The following is an 18,908-nucleotide window of genomic DNA, read 5'->3' on the forward strand; positions in this document are numbered from 1 at the left end:
CGCAAGGGCAAGTTCGACGCCATCATCGTCGAGACCACCGGCCTCGCCGATCCCGCCCCCGTGGCCCAGACCTTCTTTATGGATCAGGACGTGTCCGACGCCGCCCGCCTCGACGCGGTGGTGACGGTCGCCGACGCCAAGTGGCTCTCCGACCGGCTGAAGGACGCGCCGGAGGCGAAGAACCAGATCGCCTTCGCGGACGTGATCATCCTCAACAAGATCGATCTCGTGAACGAGGCAGGGCTGAACGAGGTCGAGGCGCGCATCCGCGCCATCAATCCCTACGCCAAGGTCCACCGCACCCAGAACTGCGCCATCCCGATCTCGGAAGTGCTCGACCGGAAGGCCTTCGACCTCGACCGGATCATCGAGATCGAGCCCGACTTCCTGGAGGAAGGGCATCACCATCATCACGATGAGGAGATGCAGTCCGTCTCCCTGAGGACGGACAGGGATCTCGACGCGGGTCGCTTTCTATCTTGGTACTCCGACCTGATCCAGGCTGAAGGCCTCAATATTCTGCGTTCGAAGGGCATTCTATCGTTCAAGGATGATGATCAGCGGTTTGTCCTACAGGGCGTCCACATGATCCTCGATGGAGCGCCTCAACGACCTTGGGAGCCGGGGGAGCGACGCGAGTCCCGCCTGGTCCTGATTGGCCGGTACTTGGATGTCCCCAGCCTGCAAGCCCAATTCCAGGCCTGTGTGGCTGGGTGAGCCCCGAACTCCGTGGCCTTCACGTACCCATAGCAATGTCTTGACGGTCGATCTGAGCCAGGAACTCTCGGATCTTTGCGTACGGTCCTGAAACCCGGGCCTGACGCAAGTGAACGGCGCAGAGTGTCACGGTGGCTGATTGGCTTGGCTTCTACGCGGCCGTCGGCATGGCGTGAAGCTGAGCATGGTATGCGGCTTCGGCCTCGGCGGGCGGAATGTTGCCACCGGGCTCAGGCAGGCGCCGGTTGTTGACCCAGCCGGCCCATTTGGGAGTGGCGAACTCCACGGCTGCGAAGGCGCGCCACGGACCACGTCGATGGATTCCCTAGGTTTTGAAGAGTCCAAGGGCAGGTTCCGCCAAGGCATTGGCGTCGCAGTCACCAACCCTGCCGGCCGACGGCTCGATGCCCTCCTAGGCGAGCCGCTCGTTGTAGTGGATCGAGACGTACTGGACGCCTTTGTCACCCGTCTGTTTGTCAAGCGGCGATGCGTGCCTGGTCGATCTCGTTCTGCCACTGGCAAATTAAGGTGAACACTTCGCGAGCGATGTAGCGTTTGAGACACCGGATCGCCTCAAGCTTAGAATGGCGCCCAGCCATACGCTTGGCCATGTAGGCCTTGGTTCGCGGGTCGGTCCGGTCTGCGCGATGGCAATGATGTGCAGGGCGCTGTTGGCAGCTCGGATGCCTTCTCGATTGAGGCGGTGGCGGGTCGTCTTGCCGGACGAGGCTGGGACCGGGCTGACATTGCAAAGCGCGGCAAAGCCGGCGTCGAAGTGTAAGTGTTTCGGATTGTCCCCAGCCGTAAGAAGCAGTTGTGCAGCACCTGCCTGAGCAAGCGAGTTCCGGGCCATGAGGCTGGCCGCGAGTTCATCGACGATGGCACTGATCATGGCGTCCAAGGCACCAATCTCAGGCTCCGCCGCAAATCCGGAGCAGGGGCAAGCAAGGAGCAGGTCTCCACCATATGCTCATGCGGCGAGAATATCACGCTATTCGGAGAGTAATGGATCCCGATTTGGAGCATACTTCACCTTTCAATTGCGATTCATGTGGACTATTTCGATCCCACCCAAGATCACGCGGGACACTGTCCGCGGACTTGAAGCCGAGCATCGGATGCATGCGGTGTTTGACGGAGCGGTGATCCAGCTCGGTGCGGTTGTTGATGTATTGACCCTGCTGGATCCGGATCGGCTTCACCTCGCACCGAGATCAATCCTGCAGCCGGCCCTCGGCATCACCCGACGGGATTGCTTCGCGATGGGTCTGGCTGCCGACGATGACAATCCTCCCGGGCCGGCCATGCTGCTTGAGAACCTTGCGTAGCAATCACTTGGCGGCGGTCAGATTACGCCGCTCGCTGAACCAGAACTCCACGGTGTCGCCGTTGCTTTCGATGGCTCGGTAGAGGTATTTCCATTGACCTCGAACTTTGGTGTAAGTCTCGTCCATATGCCGCTTCCGGCTGACAACTCGCTTGCGAAGATTGAACTGCTCCAGCAACTGCGGTGCGAAATGCACGCTTTAGCGATAGATGGTGGCATCGTCGATAGAGAGGCCGCCCTCGGCCACCGTGTCTTCAAGATTTCTTAGGCTCAGACTAGAGGCCAGGTACCACCGGACGCAGAGAAGGATCCCTGAGCAATCGGAATGGCGGCCTCTGAGTATCATGCTCCTCCGGAGCTGACCGGAGATGTAGACTGAACGGAGTTACCTACAGGTTTGCAACGCCGCCATCCCGCTGACCGCAACCGGCAGGCACCACATTCGCCGCAGCCGAAGCCCCACTCATGCCGGGTACGATGGTCGCCGTTGTAGCAGGTTTGGGTTTCCCGCACGATCAGCTCGACGAGCGCATCGCCCCCCAGCGCTTGTGCAAGACCCCAGGTTTCGGCTTTGTCGATCCACATCAAGGGGGTCTCGAGCACCAGCCGCGAATTCATGCCGAAGTTCAGCGCAGTCTGAAGCGCTTTGATGGTTTCATCGCGGCAGTCAGGATACCCGCTGAAGTCCGTCTCGCAGACGCCCGTCACCACCCGTTCGAGGTCGCGTTGGAAGGCGACGATCGCCGCAAAGGTGAGGAACACCAGGTTGCGCCCGGGCACGAAAGTCGCGGGAAGCCCGTCTGGACGGCTGCCAACCACCGGCAGGTCCGCGGTCAGCGCGCTTATGCTGACCTCACCCAGCACATCGAGCGGGATGACCCGATCCGGTCCAAGGCGGCTAGCCCAGAGCGGTGACAGGCGGGCAAGCGCCTGCCGGATAGGCTCCCGGCAGTCCATCTCAACTGCATGCCGCTGACCGTACGAAAACCCGATCGTCTCCACCCGCTCGTAGCGCGACAGCGCCCAGGCCAGACAGGTGGTTGAATCCTGCCCACCCGAGAAGACCACGAGGGCGGAGGATTTAGCGGTGATCATGGTCAGCCGGCGCGTAGTAGGTACAGGTTTCGCCGCAGCTGTCGCGGTAGATCGTCACGCGTGCAATTGGCCCGATGTGTTTGACGCGATCGAAGATAAACCGGGTGATGTTCTCCAGTGTCGGTTGCTCCAGCCCCTCGATCCGGTTGAGGAACTTGTGATCGAGGGTGCGGCGCATCTCCGCGAGCTTACCCTCGAGCAAGCCCAGGTCGATCAGCATGCCCGTTTCGGGATCGGGCACTCCGCGCACGGCAACCTCGGTCCGGAAGGAGTGCCCATGGATCTCCTCACTGGCTGGCCCGAGCGTCGTACCCGTGAGCGTATGGGCGGCTTCGAAGTGAAACGACTTCGTGAGTTCCCACATCAGCGAATTCCTAAGTACTTGTGTGTTTGGAGGCTCAGGCGCCATTGCGGGTGAGCCAGGCAATACTCGACGGCTCGCGCCGTGTTCGCGACCTGATCCGGTCCATCCATCGGCTGGAGCGAGAACCTCTCGAAGAACAAGGAGGCAAACCGCTCGGGCCGGGCATCCTCTTGCGGGAAGACCAGCTTCAGCTCATGGCCGGCTTGGATCTTGAGATCGGTGCTGCCTTTCGGGCTGACGCAGATCCAGTCGAGCCCCGGCGGCGGCGCAATGGTGCCGTTTGTTTCGATTGCGATTGTGAAGGAGCGGCGGTGCAGTTCATCGATGAGAGCGGAATCGACCTGGAGCAGCGGCTCTCCGCCCGTCAGCACCACAAGCCGGTGATCGGTCCCGGGGCCCCAATGCTCCTCAATGCAGTGGCACAGGTCGGCGGCGGTGGCATATCGCCCACCGAAGGTTCCGTCGGTGCCCACGAAGTCCGTGTCGCAGAACCGGCAAGCAGCCGCTGCGCGATCGCTCTCCCGTCCTGACCAGAGATTGCACCCGGCAAAGCGGCAGAAGACGGCCGCCCGGCCGGATTGAACGCCTTCACCCTGAAGAGTCAGGAAGATTTCTTTGACGGCGTAGCTCATTCAGGCCTCGTTTGAGAGCTTGCGCCCACCACTCGGCTGCTGGTTTCCGCCGATCCGGCCGGAAGAGGTTCCGTGGCAGAGAGCTCGATGATGTTGTGAAACATGCTCAAACGCAGAGCGCAGCCCCGTGCCGAACGCAGCTCCTTTTTGTGGCGCTGAACATGATCAAAGGGCATAGGGCGCGCGAGAGTTCGGTTAGCGGCAAGCCTTTGTGCTCGCGTAACGGAATTCAGTCCGCCGGAACAGATGACGAAGGTCTTCACCAGGGCTCCTTGTTTTGACCGGGTAGGCTGCGACCGGATCGGCTCACGTGCCGACGAACGTGAAACGGACGGGACAGGTGAACGTGTGTCTCGCCACGCACTCACCCCGCTCGCTTCTACGACATAAACGACAATTCATGTGCGCATGTCAATGATAATGCATTCCATCACATGAGAACCTCTGTCCGGGCCGGTACAATGATTCAAGTTAGACGACCGAAGAACACGCCGTACGTAGTCGCTGATGGCCTGGAATGTTTTGATGGACGGCTGGTTCCGGTTCTTGATCCGAGCCTTCCTATGGAAGAGATCTCGACTTCTGGAGCAAACCGCTACAGAAAGAGACCCTTTCCTGAACTAAGGTGAGCTATGACGGTGATCCTGAACGACCTCGGCACACGCACCCTGATCATGGGTGTCCTGAACGTAACGCCTGACTCATTCTCGGATGGCGGTCTGTTCGGCGACCATGCTACTGCGGTCAAGCATGCCCGCGAAATGGAGCAGGCAGGCGCCGACATCATTGACATTGGCGGAGAGTCCACACGCCCCGGCCATACACCGATCGAAGCCCAGGAGGAGCAACGGCGGGTCCTGCCGATCATCCGCGACCTTGCTTCCGTCTTGACGGTGCCGATCTCGATCGACACCTATCGGGCAGCCACGGCCCGAGCCGCCCTCGCGGCAGGGGCCAAAATCGTGAACGATATTTGGGGCCTTCAGCGTGATCCTGACATGGCAGCGGTCATCGCGGACTACAATGCCTACGCGATCGTCATGCACAACCGGGCCGAGGTCGAGGCCTCGCTCGACATCATGGCGGATATGCTGCGCTTCTTCGAGCACTCCTTGGCTCTGGCCCGCCAAGCTGGTATCCCAGATGCACGCCTGATCCTTGATCCGGGTATCGGCTTCGGCAAGACAGCCGACCAAAATCTTGAAGCTCTCCGCCGCCTGCCGGAACTGAAGGCGCTGGGTTTCCCTGTGATGGTAGGTGCTTCTCGCAAGTCGGTCCTGAGTCGCTTCTATGATCCCCATGTCCCACCGCGCGATCGACTCTTCGGCACTCTCGGAGCGCATGTGGCGGCCGTGAGCCGCGGCGCCGATATCGTTCGCGTCCACGACGTCAAGGCTCATGTGGAGGCCTGCCGTGTGGCCGACATCCTCTTGAGGAACCTGCCATGAGCGATACGATTACGCTCTCCCGTCTGGCGCTCTATGCTCACCATGGCGTTCACGCTGAAGAGGCTCGCCTCGGGCAGCGCTTCTATGTCAGCCTGACCTGCTTGCTTGATGTTAAACCTGCCGGGCAGGCGGATGATTACCGGCAGACCGTCTGCTATGCGACCTTGGCTAAGCTCGTTCATGAGATTGGCACAACGCGCCGCTTCCATATCATCGAGGGGCTGGCCGAGGCAATTGCCGCAGCCGTGCTCGCCCAGTTCCAGCTGATTACGGCCGTGACAGTGCAGATCGAGAAGCCTGAGGCTCCGGTGCCTTTCATTCTCAACGGTGTTGCGGTTCAGATCCGGCGCTCCCGCAATGGCTAAGGTCGCACTCAGCCTCGGCAGCAATCTGGGCGACAAGCGCGCCAACATTGCCAAGGCACTGTCCGCTCTGGATGAGGGTGGTGCACGGATTATGGTGCGCTCTGCGGACTACCGCACGGAGCCCTGGGGTCCCATTGCTCAGGACTGGTTCGTCAATGCCTGTGCCCTGGCCGAGACGGATCTCGCGCCCGATGACCTTCTGGCCCTGTGCCTTCGGGTGGAGCGGCAGCTTGGGCGCATCCGCGAGGTGAAGTGGGGGCCCCGGGTCATCGACATCGATATTCTAACCTATGACGATCTTGAGCTGATCACTCGCAGTCTGACCCTCCCCCACCCATTCATAGGAGAGCGTGAGTTTGTGCTGGTGCCGCTAGCCGAGATCGCATCGGATCTGAAGCTCGGCGGCCGGCCTATAATGGATATGCTCGCCGGATTGAACAGAGGCGATGTCGCGAAGCTTACCTAAGCCAGGATTCGCTTGTTGGCCAACGGATCGCGGCTTCGTTCGTGATTGAGCTGCATCATGGCTTCGTGGATCGTCTGGTCGAGGTCTTCGGGGCGGGTGAAGGTCAGGTGGGCAAGGTCATCGCGCTTCACATCGCGCCATCGCTCTTTGATGTCATTGAGTCCAGGGGCATACTTGGCAGCCAATCAACGCTGAGCCAGTGCACCCGCTGCGCGAGGGCTGCTGTGCTTGCATTGCTGGTGTAAATGACAAACGCTGGCAGGGGCGGCGCTCCGCGAAGGAGCAGATCCATCGGCTCGGCGGCTCCGGAGCCTACACCCACCAAATGCTCCATCAGCCGCGATCATAGGCGCCAGCAGAATTCCAGATCCGACTGCAATTGACCTACCAGTGCAATACCTTTCTGGCTCGGATTAGCGCCACCGAGATGGCAACGCCTCTGCCGGAGGAGTGAAGGGTGTGGTATCGTCCATATCCCACAGTGCAAACGTGGCGCTGCATGCGGTTGGGCTCGACAGCGTCAATCCCGGCTTCTAAGGCCATGCTCGCCTACACTCGTTGGGTGAGGCGTATTGCAGCCAGTGCCCCCGAGCTTTGGCGACCTATACTTCCGGACCATGAGCAGGCGCGGTGAAGGACTACACCGGGTCAACATCGGCGCTTAACCGCGGCGGTGTGACGGTCTGCCCACCAGCCTAACGTGGAGGACATCTCCGTCAGTCGTACATTCTCGGCTCTATCAATAGCTTGGACAAGTTGTGCAATACCGCTTGGCTAAAGCGGATTTTGGATCAGTGTAGAGCACAGCCAGCGTGCCTGATACAGCCTTTGGCATGGTGTGCGGTGATGGTGTAGAGGGCTAGTTGTTTGAGCTCTGCCTCCAGGGTTTCAAGACTGCGCTCGGCTTTGGTCTTGAGCCGCTCATTCATCTTAGCCCAGGCAGGCTCGATCGGGTTGAACTCAGGCGAGTAGCGCGGCAGGTACATCAGTCCGATGCCGGGGTGATTCAGCAGGTCGCGAACTTCTGTGGCGTGATGCGGGCGCAGGTTGTCCATCGCCAGAATGGCGTCCGGCTTCGTGCCTTTGAGGGCCCGCACAAGCACCTGTTCGAGATAGCCCAGCAGCACCGACGTGGAGGTGGACGCCTCGATGGTAATCGTGGTCACCAGTCTGTCACACGCGAGGGCCCCTAGAACCGTCAGCCGTTGCCAGGAGCCGAGCGGGATCGACCCATAGGCGCGCTGCCCACTCGGCGCTCGGGCGTGGGTGCGGGCCATCTTAGTCGTCACCCCGCTCTCGTCGAGGAACACCAAGCGTTCCACGAATAGGTGGTTTATCTGCTGGCGGTAAGCCTCACGCTCGGCGGCAATCTCGGGCCGCTCCTGCTCGGCCGCCCGGAGCGTCTTTTTTCACCGTCAGCTTGAGGCGCTGCAGCGTCCGGCACATCACCGGTCGGCTGATCCGCTTGCTGGTGAGCGCAAACAGACGCTCCGCGTACTGATCCAGGTAGGAATCGTTGGTCTCAGCCACGAGCCCTCGCAGCAGCGCCAGATCATGGGATCCTAGCCGACCGGGCGGTCCTCCGCGGCCCGGCCTCGGGCAGCGCCGGCCCTCCTGGCGGGCGGATCCAGTTCGACACGGTGGCGGGGCACACCCGAAAGCGGCAGGCAATGGCAACCTGGCTGCCCTCACCTTGCTCATAGGCAGCCGGAACGTGCTCGCGCAAATCGCTGGAATAAGGCTGGCATAACTTGTCTCCCGTGCCATATGGCCAACAACGCACAGACCGCTGCTCTCGGTTCAAATCAGCTCGAAGTTCGCTTTAGCATGGCTGCGGTCCGCTCCATCATCGGGCGGCAAACAGTGCGGCACAGCCAATGGTCTCCACCCTCACCTGCTCAAAGCGGGCGGCCAGCTCCCGTCGCAGATCCTCGGCACAGTCCTGTTCGTTCGAGAAGATCTCCTTTGAATTGTAGAAACCCATCAGTACTCTGGCCATTCGGGAGCGCTGGATCCCCCTAGCCAAGAGCGTCGAACCAAACACGACTCCACCTGGTGCGAGAAAAGGCCTGATGTGGTCAAACACCACCGCCTTCTGCTCCATGCTACCCGGCAGGCAATGCAGCACGTAGTTGATGCCGATGGAGGTAAAAGGGCCCGTCTCAAGCTGAAAAGGCTCCAGAACATTCGCACAGACGCATTTGGGGTCATAGCGCCGGATCCGGGATGCGGTCCGCGCGAGGCAGGTCAGGTTGAGATCGAGCAGCGTGATCTGGGGCTGGCCGGAAGGAAACTGGCAGTGGTCGAGAAACCAGCCCGTGCCGACCCCGATTTCGAGGTGACGGTCACTCACGTGATCATTGTAGCGGTCGAGCAGACGTTGGGGCGGGCACTTCCAGATAAGGGGGCTGGACAGGCCGAGCACCACCAGATCGTAAACGTCGAGCATGCGGGGTGTATATACGGCCTGCCCAGCCACGACCGCCGGGTCAGTCCTCTCGTGCCGTGTAGTCATTGGTGTGCCCTCCTGAAGCATTCCAGCGTACCGCGATGTTGCTGAGTGATGTACGGGATCGGCGCATGCAATTGTTGGGCCACAGCGCGTCCGCGGCAAAATGTTTCTGGTGCTTACTATGTGATTACCAGGAAGAGAGAGATCTGTGACACGCAGAAGTGTTGTCATGTCGATTCTCTTGCAAATCCGGCACAGGAACGAGAGAGTAGCAGTGTATCGTGCCGTACTTATGCGGCGAGCAGGTGAAACTGTTCGGCGAGCGATAGCGCCGATTGCACGCATATTTCGCCTGCTATTTGCGCGGCATATGGATCAACTCGTTGCCATCCAAGATCGCGCGGGCACTGTCAGCGGACTTGAAGCCGACCATCGATCGCACGCGGGTTTGACGGCGCAGCGATCCTGCTCGATGCCGTGAGATATTGACTCTACTGGGTCCTGATCGGCTTGAGCCGGCGTCTTGAACGGTTCTGCCGCCGACTCTCAGCATCACACGACAGGACGGCTTCATGATTGGTCTCCCTGGCATCGGCGACGATCCTCTCGGGCCGGCCATGCCGCACGACGAACCGCCTTGAGCAGGAACTCCCAATCGATGCTGGCGAAGTACCATTGGACGGCGAGCACCCGGTCGAACAGCCAGCAGAGCTGACCGGTCTACCTGAGCGCATCGGTCGCGGATCGGCTGGGCGATACCCGTAAGAGTCACCATGGACGACAGGCTCCTTGATCGGCTCGAGATATCGTTTGACCACCTCCTGCGCGATCCTGTCGCCGGCCGTGGGCACACCCTCAGCGAACTGCACCTGGATCCAACCAACCTTTGGGATCGGCTGAGGTCATCCACCCGTTCCATCCGCTGCGCGGACAGCGGTGTGTCTTTCTGAAGGCCCGCTGCGTCTCGGGTGTCGAGACATTGAGCCTGCGCGACCCCCACCGCGGCTCGTTTGCCATACCGCGAGACTGGACCGAATGTACGCGGCCGGAGGCGCAAGCCTCCGCCACGAGCCTCCCCTTGCTGATCAAAGCGTTCGCATACAACCAATCCGGGGTGACCGATGGTCCATCTTTTGATTCGCTCGGACAGACTGGTGAGTCGGTCCGATGGACATCCAACACCTTTCATCAGCGGCCTTGCGCAAACGCCGCCACAAGCTCGCGCACGGCTTGCCGCCCATCGAGCAGGTGCTGCGAGGCTCGCTGATCGAGACTTACAAACGATATGGGCACCTAAACTGCTACTGCATAACCCGGACCGGGTCACGGTCCGAAGCGAAATCTGTCCATCACTCAGCTCGGCGGTCGCCCCCGAAGGGACTACGTTCCAAATTACGCCTATCCGCGAGCCGCGCAATTGATCGCCACTTTCCCGCAAGCTACGCGGCGCGCTCGACGAGATTGGCGCGATCAACGCAGAACTCTGCGACGACGCGCAGAGATTGGATAGACCCTCGTAGCCCAACATAAGAGAGTAGAGGTCACTCTTGTTGAGGCAGTGCAGAGGGCGAAACACCCCGCATGGGTCGAGCTGATACGCAACGCGGCCGATGCATGTATATTACAACAGCCAAGGTTAACATCTCATCGTTGGCCGGCGTCATGCGCCCCAGCAACCCCGTCTTATGACCTTGGAAGACGCCATAGTCGTGGCGCGGCGAGTAAGCGACCGTCATCGCACTTTAGGCTTGACCGGGACCCGCAACAAGCGCATCTGCCTTTCCACCCGCAGTCTGCTTTGGCAGAATGCGGATCCACTGGAACTTTGAACCCCATGCCAAGCGACAGTCACAGTCGATTGACCACGCCGTCACGGGCCTGTGCAGGCACCTGATCTCTTGATCGGCTCACCTGCGACCGGCCCTTGACGGCTGGTTGGAACCGAGGTGAGCCCATGACCCTCCATATTCGGCGCCTCCGTGCGTCCCTCCGCGCGCCTGCCGCGCCCGTGCCTGTCTACCAGGACCGTTCCCTGGCTTACGTGCTCTGGCTGCTCCTGTTTCTCGTCTTCGCCCCAATGATTGGGGTGCATGTTGCCTTTCTGCTCTACCCCGATATGGCAGAGGCCCGGTCTGTCCAGGACAGGAGCAACTCCCCCGGAAAGCACGGCTGAGGAAGGCTGTCATGATCCGGGTCTACGACTGCTCCCAGAACAACTATGACGTGCTCGTGTCGGGTACCACGAGCCTGCCGGAGAGCGCCGTCTGGATCGACCTCGACCGCCCCTCTCCTGAGGAGGAACAGGCGGTCGAGGCCCTGCTTAACCTTGACCTGCCCACGGCCGACGAGATGAAGGACATCGAGCCCTCCTCCCGCTTGTACGTGGAGAACGGCGCAACCTACATGACGGCTGGCGTGCTATGGGGCGTGGAAGTTGGTACGCCGGAAGTCACCCCCGTCACCTTCGTGCTCACGAACGGGCGCCTGGTGACGATGCGCTATGCCGAGCCGCGCTCCTTCCGGACGGTCGCCAACTACATCAAGACCCAACCTGACCTGTGCACCAGCGGGGTCATGACCCTCATTACCCTCCTGGAAGCTAATGTCGACCGCATCGCTGAAGTGCTGGAATGGGTTGGCGGAAGTGTCGATCAGGTCTCCCGGGAGATCCTTGAGCGCAAGCGCCGGGCTAAGCACAAGGCCGCCTCCACCAAGGGGCTGGAGGAGGTGCTTGATGCGATCTCGGTAGACCACAATGTGACGGTAAAGGCGCGCGAAAGTCTCGTCAGCCTTGGCCGTATGATCAGCTTCCTGGCCTTGACCCAACAGGTCAGGACCAGCAAGGAGGCGCGCGAGCACGTCAAGAGCCTAGGCCGCGATGTCGCTTCGCTGACGGATCATGCCACCTTTATCGCCAGCAACATCAACTTCCTGCTCGATGCCTCGCTCGGCCTCATCAACCTGGAGCAAAACCAGATAATCAAGATCTTCTCCGTGGCGGCGGCCTGCCTGATGCCCCCGACCTTGATCGCATCGAACTACGGTATGAACTTTGAGCACATGCCGGAATTAGGGTGGCTGTTCGGCTATCCGGCATCCTTGGCGATGATGGTGGTCTCAGCCATCATCCCGTTCGTCTACTTCAAGCGTAAAGGTTGGCTTTAGGACAGACTGGGCCATGCCTCTTTAAGGGACCAGCCCGAGAGCTGCGGGGATACCCTGGCGCAGGCCTATGCTCGATCCCGGGGCCTTCCTGATGGTGTTCACCCGGATCATCGGCTTGACGCGCGGTGACTTCCGACCGCGCTTCCGAACAACATCGCGGAGTTGCGCTACATAGTGCATCGGAACCCTTGCACTTGGCAGGTGCTCCGACTATTACGATACACAGTGAAGCCTAATGTGGCAGCTAACGCTGCCGGACCCGCGAAGGTATTGTCGTGACCCTATCCCGCCCAGCCGGAAGGCCGCGCAGTGAAGAGGCGAGGCGAGCCGTTCTTCGAGCTGCCTATGCCATCCTCGTCGAACAGGGCCTCACCGCCTTCTCGATCGATGCTGTCGCATTGAATGCCGGCGTCGCCCGGACCACGATCTATCGATGGTGGTCCAGCAAGGGCCTGTTGGCCGTCGAGAGCTTCATGGAGGTTGTGGCACCCCGGTTCAGCTTTTCGGCAACGGCATCGGCCGCCGACGATCTTCGCGCGCTGCTGCACTCGGTGGCGTCCGTCATGAACGGCGAGGCCGGACGGATCATCGCATCCATCCTGGCCGAGGCGCAGGGCGATCCCAACACCCACCAGGCCCTCCTCGACCACTACTCAAATCCCTTGAGACGCGCGAGCATCAAGCTTCTTCAGGCCGGCATCGACAGTGGCGAATTCCGCGCGGATCTTGAACTTGAACCCGTTCTCGATGCCGCATTCGGTGCCCTTTATCTCCACCTGCTCCTGGGCTGGAGGCTTGACCGGGTCTGGGTCGACCAAGTTGCGGACACGCTGCTGAACGGCTGTCGGCAGAAGCCTCCCCTCCAACCATTCGCATCGACGAACAACAGGTGACATCCATGGATATCGAGGACCGAGCGTCGAAGAAGTCGGGCTTGCGGGATGAGCTGCTTCGCCACTATCGCGACATGCTGCTCATCCGCCGCTTCGAGGAGAAGACCGGCCAGCTTTATGGTACCGGCGCGATCGCCGGCTTCTGCCATCTATACATCGGACAGGAGGCCATCGCGGTCGGCATGGTCGCCGCCGCCGGCCCGAATGATACCTTCATCACCAGCTACCGGGACCACGGTTTCATGCTGGCGCTCGGCATGGACCCGAACCGTGTCATGGCGGAGCTGACCGGACGCCGTGACGGCTACTCTCATGGCAAAGGCGGATCGATGCACATGTTCGCCCGTGAGCGCAACTTCCTCGGCGGGCATGGCATTGTCGGCGCCCAGGTGCCGATCGGCGCCGGAGTCGCCTTTGCCCACAAGTACAAGGACGACGGCAACATCTCGCTCACGTTCATGGGCGATGGCGCCGCCAACCAGGGGCAGGTCTACGAGACCTTCAACATGGCCGCGCTGTGGAAGCTGCCCTGTGTGTTCGTCATCGAGAACAACCAGTACGGTATGGGTACTTCGGTGTCGCGCCACGCCGCCGGACCCGGCCACTACTTGCGAGGCGAGGGCTACGGCATCCCGGGCAAGCGCGTCGACGGCATGGATATTCAGGCCGTGAAGGCTGCGGGGCTCGACGCGGCCGAGCATGCCCGCTCTGGCAAGGGTCCGATCCTGCTTGAGATGATGACCTACCGCTACCGCGGTCATTCTATGTCAGACCCGGGCAAGTACCGCACGCGCGAGGAAGTCGACCAGATGCGGCATCGACGAGATCCGATCGATCATGTCGGCAAGTTCCTGGTGGACCGATACGGCCTGACGAAGGATGTGCTCAAGGCCGAAGAAGAGGACGTGCGCAAAATCGTCAATGCAGCGGCGGAGTTTTCGCTAGAGAACCCGGAGCCCGACGCGTCGGAGCTTTGGACGGACGTTTACAAGGTCAGCTGAAGAGGCCGGAGCAGAACCGGCGGTCACCAGTACACCGACAACTCATTCCCCACATCCGCTGTCAATTTTGCACCTCATGATAGGACTGGGCGATTTGGATGCCGATTTGTGCACTTCACGTGAGACTGGAAGCCTTCTCAGTCTCACATGAAGTGCACATAGGAGCAGGGCTCCTTAGTTGCCTGCGGCGTGCCATGTCCCGCATCTCCTCTCGGGAGTTGCCTCCGGCCAGGGGAGCCTGCCAGGCCCTCGATGTGAGTTTCGCCACGCGTCGTCAGGTCGCATGCACGCGGTTGGGCAGTCTCACATGAACTGCAAATGGTTTCAAATGCAACACCGCCTTTTATCCCATTCAGCCGTCCGACTCGATAGACCGGCATGCTACTGTCGCAGTCACTCCGAAGTGGAGGCGATAAATGCACTTAGCGCACGTAGAGCGTTTCGTCGTTTTCCAGGCGCAGAATGAGTGGTTGGTCACATGCAGAGATCGGACACAGATCACCTTTTCCACGCGGGAGGAAGCTGAGACCTCGGCCTTGAATGCCGCAGACGCCTTGCCACTCAAGAACATTCTGTTTCCATTCTGATTAGGCCAGATGCGCCCGACACTGATACCCAGCATACGAAGGTGCTGATGGGACATACTCCTCAATTCAAGCCAAGCTAACGGTCCTACCCGCACCTTTCCAGGCGTTATAGGCCAGGAGCCGCTGCAACGGAGGACAAGAAGAACAGTCGTCTACCTGGCACTGCGAATGGCAAGAGCTTGATCAAGACCGCACAGGCCGCTCAGGTCAGAGAGCATGTTTGTGGCATCCTCGCCTGACTCAAGTCTCATGCTCCACAATCTTCGGGCAAGACCAAGTAATCCCCGAAGAGATCGGAGGCGCGAGGCTCTCGAATGTGATCTTTATCAGTGGATAGTCTTGTCAAGAGGAAGCGAGCAAAGAAGCGTTCCGTTGGAGGATACGATGTTGAGCCGCCAACCAACCCAGTCATCAAACACGCTATTGAACTCCCGGCGCAATTCGCTGATGGCCTTCTCTGCTTCAGTTTTTGCCGTCTTCAGATCAGAGACCTCAACGCCTGTGTCATCCAGAATGGCCTCGTCGCCGTTCACGAGGTGAAAGAAACAGCGCATGTTCGCCCCCGGCATCTGGTGGTTCATTTCCCTTGGTCGCGTACAACCTTCAAAGGAAAGCTGTCGAGAGCCACCCAGCCAACATCAGGATGGGGGCACGGCACCAGATAGGCCCGACCATCCTCCAGCTTCTCAACTCGGCACCGGAGTGCCCTCTGATCACCTGGAGGGCGGTATACAACGATGGAGCCAATCTCGATCTGATCGCCCGAGCCTGCCCCTCCCTGATGATCCAAGATGTGAGTGTCAGAGGGTACGCTCTGATGTGCGTCCGGCTCCTTACTTGCCCTGAAGCGATCGAGGGCCGCGATCGCGACACGGGCGCGGTCTCGATAACGGTCGCTCACGACCCGCAAGAGGAGGTCACGGCTGCGTCCGGGATACCAGGAGGCTCCGCCGACTTTGGCGAGGTCATTCGCAACCGCTTCGATTTCTTCCTCAGTCATGTCTTGCCAACCTCTGCCTTCAGATATCGGGGTAACCCGAAGAATGTAGAAGAGTAACGCCTAGCTTCAGAAAAGAAGCAGAATGGCTTAGCCGAAGTCAGGACCTTTTGTGCGGGGACCCTCTCAGGACCAGTGCAAGATCTGTTCCAGATTATTTGCTCATATGGCCGTCATTCCGGCACGTCAGCAGCGGCTTACGCTCCCTGATTTCGCGTGACAGGTGCAATGGAGACGCTCTGGGCAATGTCCCACACGAAGCTGGCCAGTTCGCGCGCAATCGCGGTGGCTACCTTGAGCAACGGCTTGCCGGCGGCCATCAGGCGCCGGAGGCGTTGGCACAACCGAACCTGCGCCCGCCAGGCTACCGCTCGGATCTCGTCCGGCAACCCTCCCACCCGGGCGCGATAGCAGACCGCCTCGCGCGCCGGCAAGCGGTAGGACCAGCCCGCCTCGATCAGCATCGTGCGGGCATGCCCGTTGCCGCTCCTGGTAAGCCCACCCCGCCGCCGGCGGGTGCTGCTCGACCGTTCCGATGGCACCAGCCCAAGCCAGCTCATCAGCTGCTTCGGTCAGATTGTACGGGAAGGCGATGTGACGCGCGCGTGGTTGATTGCCGGCTTCGGCGCTCGCACGAGACGAGTCACCCTTGTGGCCCAAGCCGTTACGCTCGAGCAGACGCTGACGGACGCGGCGATCACGATGCTCAACAAGCTGATCGGCCACTTCTTCTACGCGCGTGCCCACATGCGGCGCAGGAAACGGTATGTTGAGGCCCACCAAGATACGACCAAGGTGCTGTGTCTCTTCCGGACAAACCTGCTTCATCTGGCGGCCTCGATTAAGACACGATCGGGGCATCATCGGCAACCCTCAAGCGGCTGGCAGCCTCTCGCAATCCCAGCCAGCTCGCCCGCGCCCTCCGCGAGCTCGGACGCCTCGAGCGCACGCTGTTCATGATCGAGTGGTATTCCGACTCTGCGCTGCGGCGGCGTTGTCAGGCTGGTCTCCACAAGGGCGACGCGACCCACAAGATGAAACGGGCCGCGGACCTTCCCCGCCGCCAAGCACGGACGATCCAGTCTAATGTTCTCAAACACGTGTCGCCTCTGAGTTGAGAGCACATCAATCTCACCGGCACCTACGCATGGGGCGAGCAGCCTGTGCTTGTAGACGGCTTTCGACCCTTGCGACTACCCAAGCCCTTGGCTCGCGCCGCATAGCCCAACGGCAGAGCCGATCGTCAGGTTCGCTGTTCGTTCTACCTTAGCGCACAAACAGGCATAGATCTTGCGCTGCCCTCAACGTGGGGAGAGCTACTGATGAGCGGTCTCTTTCCTCTCAATTCATGTTCGCAGCGGAAAACGCACGCTGATCGAACCCACTAACGAAACAGTGAGATAGACGGGCATGGGACCAAAGGTCGATTCAGGTACATACGATAACGCAATTCCGGCTCAGGCTGATGTCGTAGTCATCGGTGGGGGCATCGTCGGAACAAATACGGCCTTGTTCCTAGCCCGGAAAAACATCTCGGTCGTGTTGTGCGAAAAGGGGCACATCGCAGGTGAGCAGTCGAGCCGCAATTGGGGCTGGGTCCGCAAGCAGGGCAGGGATTCCCGAGAGATCCCTCTCATCATCGAAAGCATGCGCCTGTGGACGGGAATGAACGAACTTGTTGGAGCTGAAACTGGCTTCCGCACAACGGGGATCCTCTATGTCTGCGACACCGACGAAGATGCTGCCAAAAGAGAAGCTTGGTTGGAACTGGTACGTCCCTATCAGCTGGATACCCGCCTCATTGGCTCCGAGGAACTCAGCAGCCTGATGCCTGGCGCAAACAGGCGCTTCAAAGGAGCGCTTTATACAGCATCCGACGGGCGCGCTGAGCCGCAGAAAGCGGCGCCAGCCATCGCCCAAGCCGCGCGGCGTGATGGCGCGACAATCCTGACCCAATGCGCAGTGCGGGGCGTCGAGACCACGGCCGGCCGAGTCACCCGTGTCGTTACAGAGAAGGGGCCAATCACACGCAATGCTGTCGTCCTTGCAGGTGGGGCCTGGTCCCGATTGTTTTGCCATGATCTTGGAATTAGACTGCCACAATTGAAGGTCTGCTCATCTGTCCTGCGCACCGAAGCCCTGGAGGGCGGCCCAATAAGCGCTGCTAGGCTTCCGAAAGTTGCCTACCGCAAGCGCCTGGACGGCGGGTACACAATTGCGAGCGTAAATGCTAATATCGCCGATATCGTCCCAGATACGTTCGCTTTCTTTAGGGACTTCCTTCCAACATTGCGGATGGAGTGGAAATCGCTCCAGCTGAGGCTCGGCCGTCGCTTCTATGACGAGTGGTCAATGGCGGAGAAGAAGCCCATCGACCAAATCTCACGCTACGAGCAGGCGCGCGTGCTCGATCCCGAGCCAGAGGCTACCCTCAACGATCAAGCTCTCGCAGCGATGAAAGCCGTGTTCCCAGTGTTTGAAAAGGCGAGGGTTGCCCAGCAATGGGCAGGCATGATCGATGTGACGCCTGATGCCGTACCGGTGATTTCTCAAGTCGACGGGATTTCGGACTTCGTGATCGCCACTGGCTTTTCCGGGCATGGGTTTGGGATCGGTCCTGGAGCCGGTCAGCTTGCCGCCGATCTCGTCACCGGAGATCCGCCGATTGTGGACCCCACGCCGTTTCGCTTTTCGCGGTTCACGGATGGATCTCGCCCGCGGCCCGAAGTGGCAGTGTGAACAAACATGCCTATGAAGCGATCCGGATCAACCAGCAAACATAGCGTTGTATCACCCAGGCAGCGGCGATGATCCGGTGTAGATCCGAAGATCGGAACTGGGGTTGCGAGCAAAACAGGAGGAAGCCAGATGAGTGACTGCATGAAACGGCCATATCATCATCTACAAGCAAGCGATGTTGCCGATATGGGGAGACGCTCGGGAATAAGCCGGCGCGACCTACTCCACCTTGGCCTCGTAGCTGGAGCGGCGACTCTGGTCAAGCCGAGCAGGGCACCGGCGGCATCGTCATGTCTGGATAGCGCCCGTTTGGCAATGTGTGGAATCAAGCCGAAGTGCGACGAGTGGTGGGTGATCGGTCCGTGGTCGGTCAGGAGCTGCCAGGGCGGGGCTGGTCAGGGATGCACAGCTCCCGCAGTCGCGCATCCGGCGAGCTCATCAGAAGCTCTTTGGGCATGCGATAGCCCAAGCAGTTGCGTGCGGCTTCATTGAGCCGATCACAGATCCCAAGCAAGACCTGCTCGGGCAAAGCAGCAATGTCCGTGTCCTGCGACAAAAGATGGCGTCGACACCCCGGTCCACAATCACACGCCTCCCGTTCGCGCTCATGACTTCCATGCGACCGTGGTCGGGTGTGAGAGGCTGCACAGGTGCAGCCGA

19 protein-coding genes and 6 pseudogenes are annotated in these 18,908 nt (G+C 60.4%); 12 read left to right on the forward strand and 13 right to left on the reverse strand.

What is annotated here, in order from left to right; translation table 11 throughout:
• Positions 1-717: GTP-binding protein (locus KBI52_RS06900; protein ID WP_210806287.1), on the forward strand; the 717-nt coding region annotated here is incomplete at its 5' end.
• Positions 718-868: 151 nt separating this feature from the next.
• On the opposite strand, the pseudogene KBI52_RS32765 reads toward KBI52_RS06900, so the two are convergent.
• From KBI52_RS32765 to KBI52_RS33990, 7 genes and pseudogenes are all read right to left on the reverse strand, one after another.
• A pseudogene (locus tag KBI52_RS32765) lies at positions 869-1,180 on the reverse strand (IS3 family transposase); the annotation flags it as partial.
• A 13-nt stretch (positions 1,181-1,193) separates the two neighbouring features.
• Positions 1,194-1,630 (reverse strand): annotated as a pseudogene (locus KBI52_RS06905) (transposase); the annotation flags it as partial.
• 126 nt (positions 1,631-1,756) lie between these two features.
• Positions 1,757-2,387, reverse strand: a pseudogene (locus tag KBI52_RS06910) (IS6 family transposase); the annotation flags it as partial.
• Positions 2,387-3,139: a 7-cyano-7-deazaguanine synthase QueC gene (queC, locus tag KBI52_RS06915; protein WP_210806288.1), complete on the reverse strand. Its 753-nt coding sequence runs from the start codon at positions 3,137-3,139 to the stop codon at positions 2,387-2,389. The pseudogene KBI52_RS06910 and the gene queC, both read right to left, overlap by 1 nt.
• Complete coding sequence (locus tag KBI52_RS06920) at positions 3,126-3,503, reverse strand: 6-carboxytetrahydropterin synthase (protein ID WP_210806290.1); 378 nt, start codon at positions 3,501-3,503, stop codon at positions 3,126-3,128. Before KBI52_RS06920 ends, queC begins: the two co-directional genes overlap by 14 nt.
• On the reverse strand, positions 3,503-4,135 hold the full coding sequence (queE, locus tag KBI52_RS06925; RefSeq protein WP_210806292.1) for a 7-carboxy-7-deazaguanine synthase: 633 nt from the start codon (positions 4,133-4,135) through the stop codon (positions 3,503-3,505). Before queE ends, KBI52_RS06920 begins: the two co-directional genes overlap by 1 nt.
• Positions 4,132-4,503, reverse strand: coding sequence for a 7-cyano-7-deazaguanine synthase (locus KBI52_RS33990; protein WP_371823128.1), 372 nt, complete (start codon positions 4,501-4,503; stop codon positions 4,132-4,134). Before KBI52_RS33990 ends, queE begins: the two co-directional genes overlap by 4 nt.
• A gap of 264 nt (positions 4,504-4,767) precedes the next feature.
• Between KBI52_RS33990 and folP the strand changes: the two genes are divergently transcribed.
• The 3 genes from folP to folK are packed head-to-tail and all read left to right on the forward strand — an operon-like array spanning position 4,768 to position 6,414.
• Positions 4,768-5,583 (forward strand): dihydropteroate synthase, encoded by an 816-nt coding sequence (folP, locus tag KBI52_RS06930; protein ID WP_210806294.1) that lies wholly within the window; start codon positions 4,768-4,770, stop codon positions 5,581-5,583.
• The gene (gene folB, locus KBI52_RS06935) at positions 5,580-5,948 is read left to right on the forward strand and encodes a dihydroneopterin aldolase (RefSeq protein ID WP_210806296.1); all 369 of its coding nucleotides are present in this window, start codon (positions 5,580-5,582) and stop codon (positions 5,946-5,948) included. Before folP ends, folB begins: the two co-directional genes overlap by 4 nt.
• Positions 5,941-6,414, forward strand: a complete 474-nt coding sequence (gene folK / locus KBI52_RS06940; protein WP_114949079.1) for a 2-amino-4-hydroxy-6-hydroxymethyldihydropteridine diphosphokinase — start codon at positions 5,941-5,943, stop codon at positions 6,412-6,414. The genes folB and folK overlap by 8 nt, the downstream gene beginning before the upstream one ends.
• Here the strand turns inward: folK and KBI52_RS06945 are convergent.
• From KBI52_RS06945 to KBI52_RS32770, 4 genes and pseudogenes are all read right to left on the reverse strand, one after another.
• Positions 6,411-6,599 carry a hypothetical protein gene (locus KBI52_RS06945; RefSeq protein ID WP_210806298.1) on the reverse strand — a complete coding sequence of 63 codons (189 nt, stop codon included), beginning with the start codon at positions 6,597-6,599 and terminating at the stop codon, positions 6,411-6,413. The two genes, folK and KBI52_RS06945, sit on opposite strands and share 4 nt — an antisense overlap.
• A 606-nt stretch (positions 6,600-7,205) precedes the next feature.
• On the reverse strand, positions 7,206-7,736 hold the full coding sequence (locus KBI52_RS06950; protein WP_315974488.1) for an IS630 family transposase: 531 nt from the start codon (positions 7,734-7,736) through the stop codon (positions 7,206-7,208).
• Between the two features lie 524 nt (positions 7,737-8,260).
• Positions 8,261-8,863, reverse strand: coding sequence for a class I SAM-dependent methyltransferase (locus KBI52_RS06955; RefSeq protein ID WP_247654235.1), 603 nt, complete (start codon positions 8,861-8,863; stop codon positions 8,261-8,263).
• A 293-nt stretch (positions 8,864-9,156) separates the two neighbouring features.
• A pseudogene (locus KBI52_RS32770) lies at positions 9,157-9,504 on the reverse strand (DDE-type integrase/transposase/recombinase); the annotation flags it as partial.
• Positions 9,505-9,752: 248 nt separating this feature from the next.
• Between KBI52_RS32770 and KBI52_RS33995 the strand changes: the two are divergent.
• From KBI52_RS33995 to pdhA, 6 genes are all read left to right on the forward strand, one after another.
• On the forward strand, positions 9,753-10,133 hold the full coding sequence (locus KBI52_RS33995) for a DUF5372 family protein (protein WP_210806302.1): 381 nt from the start codon (positions 9,753-9,755) through the stop codon (positions 10,131-10,133).
• Complete coding sequence (locus tag KBI52_RS34000; RefSeq protein WP_371823129.1) at positions 10,034-10,396, forward strand: DUF6788 family protein; 363 nt, start codon at positions 10,034-10,036, stop codon at positions 10,394-10,396. Before KBI52_RS33995 ends, KBI52_RS34000 begins: the two co-directional genes overlap by 100 nt.
• A 424-nt stretch (positions 10,397-10,820) precedes the next feature.
• A complete protein-coding gene (locus tag KBI52_RS06965; RefSeq protein WP_114948107.1) occupies positions 10,821-11,039 on the forward strand; it encodes a hypothetical protein in 219 nt (72 codons plus the stop codon).
• 11 nt (positions 11,040-11,050) lie between these two features.
• Positions 11,051-12,031 (forward strand): magnesium transporter CorA family protein, encoded by a 981-nt coding sequence (locus tag KBI52_RS06970; protein WP_114948106.1) that lies wholly within the window; start codon positions 11,051-11,053, stop codon positions 12,029-12,031.
• Positions 12,032-12,306: 275 nt separating this feature from the next.
• Positions 12,307-12,924 (forward strand): TetR/AcrR family transcriptional regulator, encoded by a 618-nt coding sequence (locus tag KBI52_RS32780; RefSeq protein ID WP_114948105.1) that lies wholly within the window; start codon positions 12,307-12,309, stop codon positions 12,922-12,924.
• Positions 12,925-12,929: 5 nt separating this feature from the next.
• Positions 12,930-13,925, forward strand: a complete 996-nt coding sequence (gene pdhA, locus KBI52_RS06980; protein ID WP_114948104.1) for a pyruvate dehydrogenase (acetyl-transferring) E1 component subunit alpha — start codon at positions 12,930-12,932, stop codon at positions 13,923-13,925.
• Between the two features lie 913 nt (positions 13,926-14,838).
• On the opposite strand, the gene KBI52_RS06985 is transcribed toward pdhA, so the two are convergent.
• Both KBI52_RS06985 and KBI52_RS06990 read right to left on the reverse strand, forming a co-directional pair.
• Entirely contained in the window at positions 14,839-15,093 is a 255-nt protein-coding gene (locus tag KBI52_RS06985) for a hypothetical protein (protein WP_247654236.1), read from the reverse strand.
• A gap of 613 nt (positions 15,094-15,706) precedes the next feature.
• Positions 15,707-16,081, reverse strand: a pseudogene (locus KBI52_RS06990) (transposase); the annotation flags it as partial.
• A gap of 244 nt (positions 16,082-16,325) precedes the next feature.
• On the opposite strand from KBI52_RS06990, the pseudogene KBI52_RS07000 reads away from it, so the two are divergent.
• Positions 16,326-16,732 (forward strand): annotated as a pseudogene (locus KBI52_RS07000) (Tn3 family transposase); the annotation flags it as partial.
• A 187-nt stretch (positions 16,733-16,919) separates the two neighbouring features.
• On the forward strand, positions 16,920-18,248 hold the full coding sequence (locus tag KBI52_RS07005) for an FAD-binding oxidoreductase (protein ID WP_210806304.1): 1,329 nt from the start codon (positions 16,920-16,922) through the stop codon (positions 18,246-18,248).
• Positions 18,249-18,908: the final 660 nt, after the last annotated feature.

Source organism: Microvirga sp. HBU67558 (assembly GCF_018069605.1).
GTDB classification, from domain to species: Bacteria; Pseudomonadota; Alphaproteobacteria; order Rhizobiales; family Beijerinckiaceae; genus Microvirga; species Microvirga terrae.

Bases quoted from the DNA above. Each gene is read 5' to 3' on its own strand.
- queC (WP_210806288.1), bottom strand. From the start codon at position 3,139: ATGATCACCGCTAAATCCTCCGCCCTCGTGGTCTTCTCGGGTGGGCAG.
- KBI52_RS06920 (WP_210806290.1), bottom strand. From the start codon at position 3,503: ATGTGGGAACTCACGAAGTCGTTTCACTTCGAAGCCGCCCATACGCTC.
- queE (WP_210806292.1), bottom strand. From the start codon at position 4,135: ATGAGCTACGCCGTCAAAGAAATCTTCCTGACTCTTCAGGGTGAAGGC.
- folP (WP_210806294.1), top strand. From the start codon at position 4,768: ATGACGGTGATCCTGAACGACCTCGGCACACGCACCCTGATCATGGGT.
- folB (WP_210806296.1), top strand. From the start codon at position 5,580: ATGAGCGATACGATTACGCTCTCCCGTCTGGCGCTCTATGCTCACCAT.
- folK (WP_114949079.1), top strand. From the start codon at position 5,941: ATGGCTAAGGTCGCACTCAGCCTCGGCAGCAATCTGGGCGACAAGCGC.
- KBI52_RS06955 (WP_247654235.1), bottom strand. From the start codon at position 8,863: ATGCTCGACGTTTACGATCTGGTGGTGCTCGGCCTGTCCAGCCCCCTT.
- KBI52_RS34000 (WP_371823129.1), top strand. From the start codon at position 10,034: ATGGACATCCAACACCTTTCATCAGCGGCCTTGCGCAAACGCCGCCAC.
- KBI52_RS06965 (WP_114948107.1), top strand. From the start codon at position 10,821: ATGACCCTCCATATTCGGCGCCTCCGTGCGTCCCTCCGCGCGCCTGCC.
- KBI52_RS06970 (WP_114948106.1), top strand. From the start codon at position 11,051: ATGATCCGGGTCTACGACTGCTCCCAGAACAACTATGACGTGCTCGTG.
- pdhA (WP_114948104.1), top strand. From the start codon at position 12,930: ATGGATATCGAGGACCGAGCGTCGAAGAAGTCGGGCTTGCGGGATGAG.
- KBI52_RS06985 (WP_247654236.1), bottom strand. From the start codon at position 15,093: ATGAACCACCAGATGCCGGGGGCGAACATGCGCTGTTTCTTTCACCTC.
- KBI52_RS07005 (WP_210806304.1), top strand. From the start codon at position 16,920: ATGGGACCAAAGGTCGATTCAGGTACATACGATAACGCAATTCCGGCT.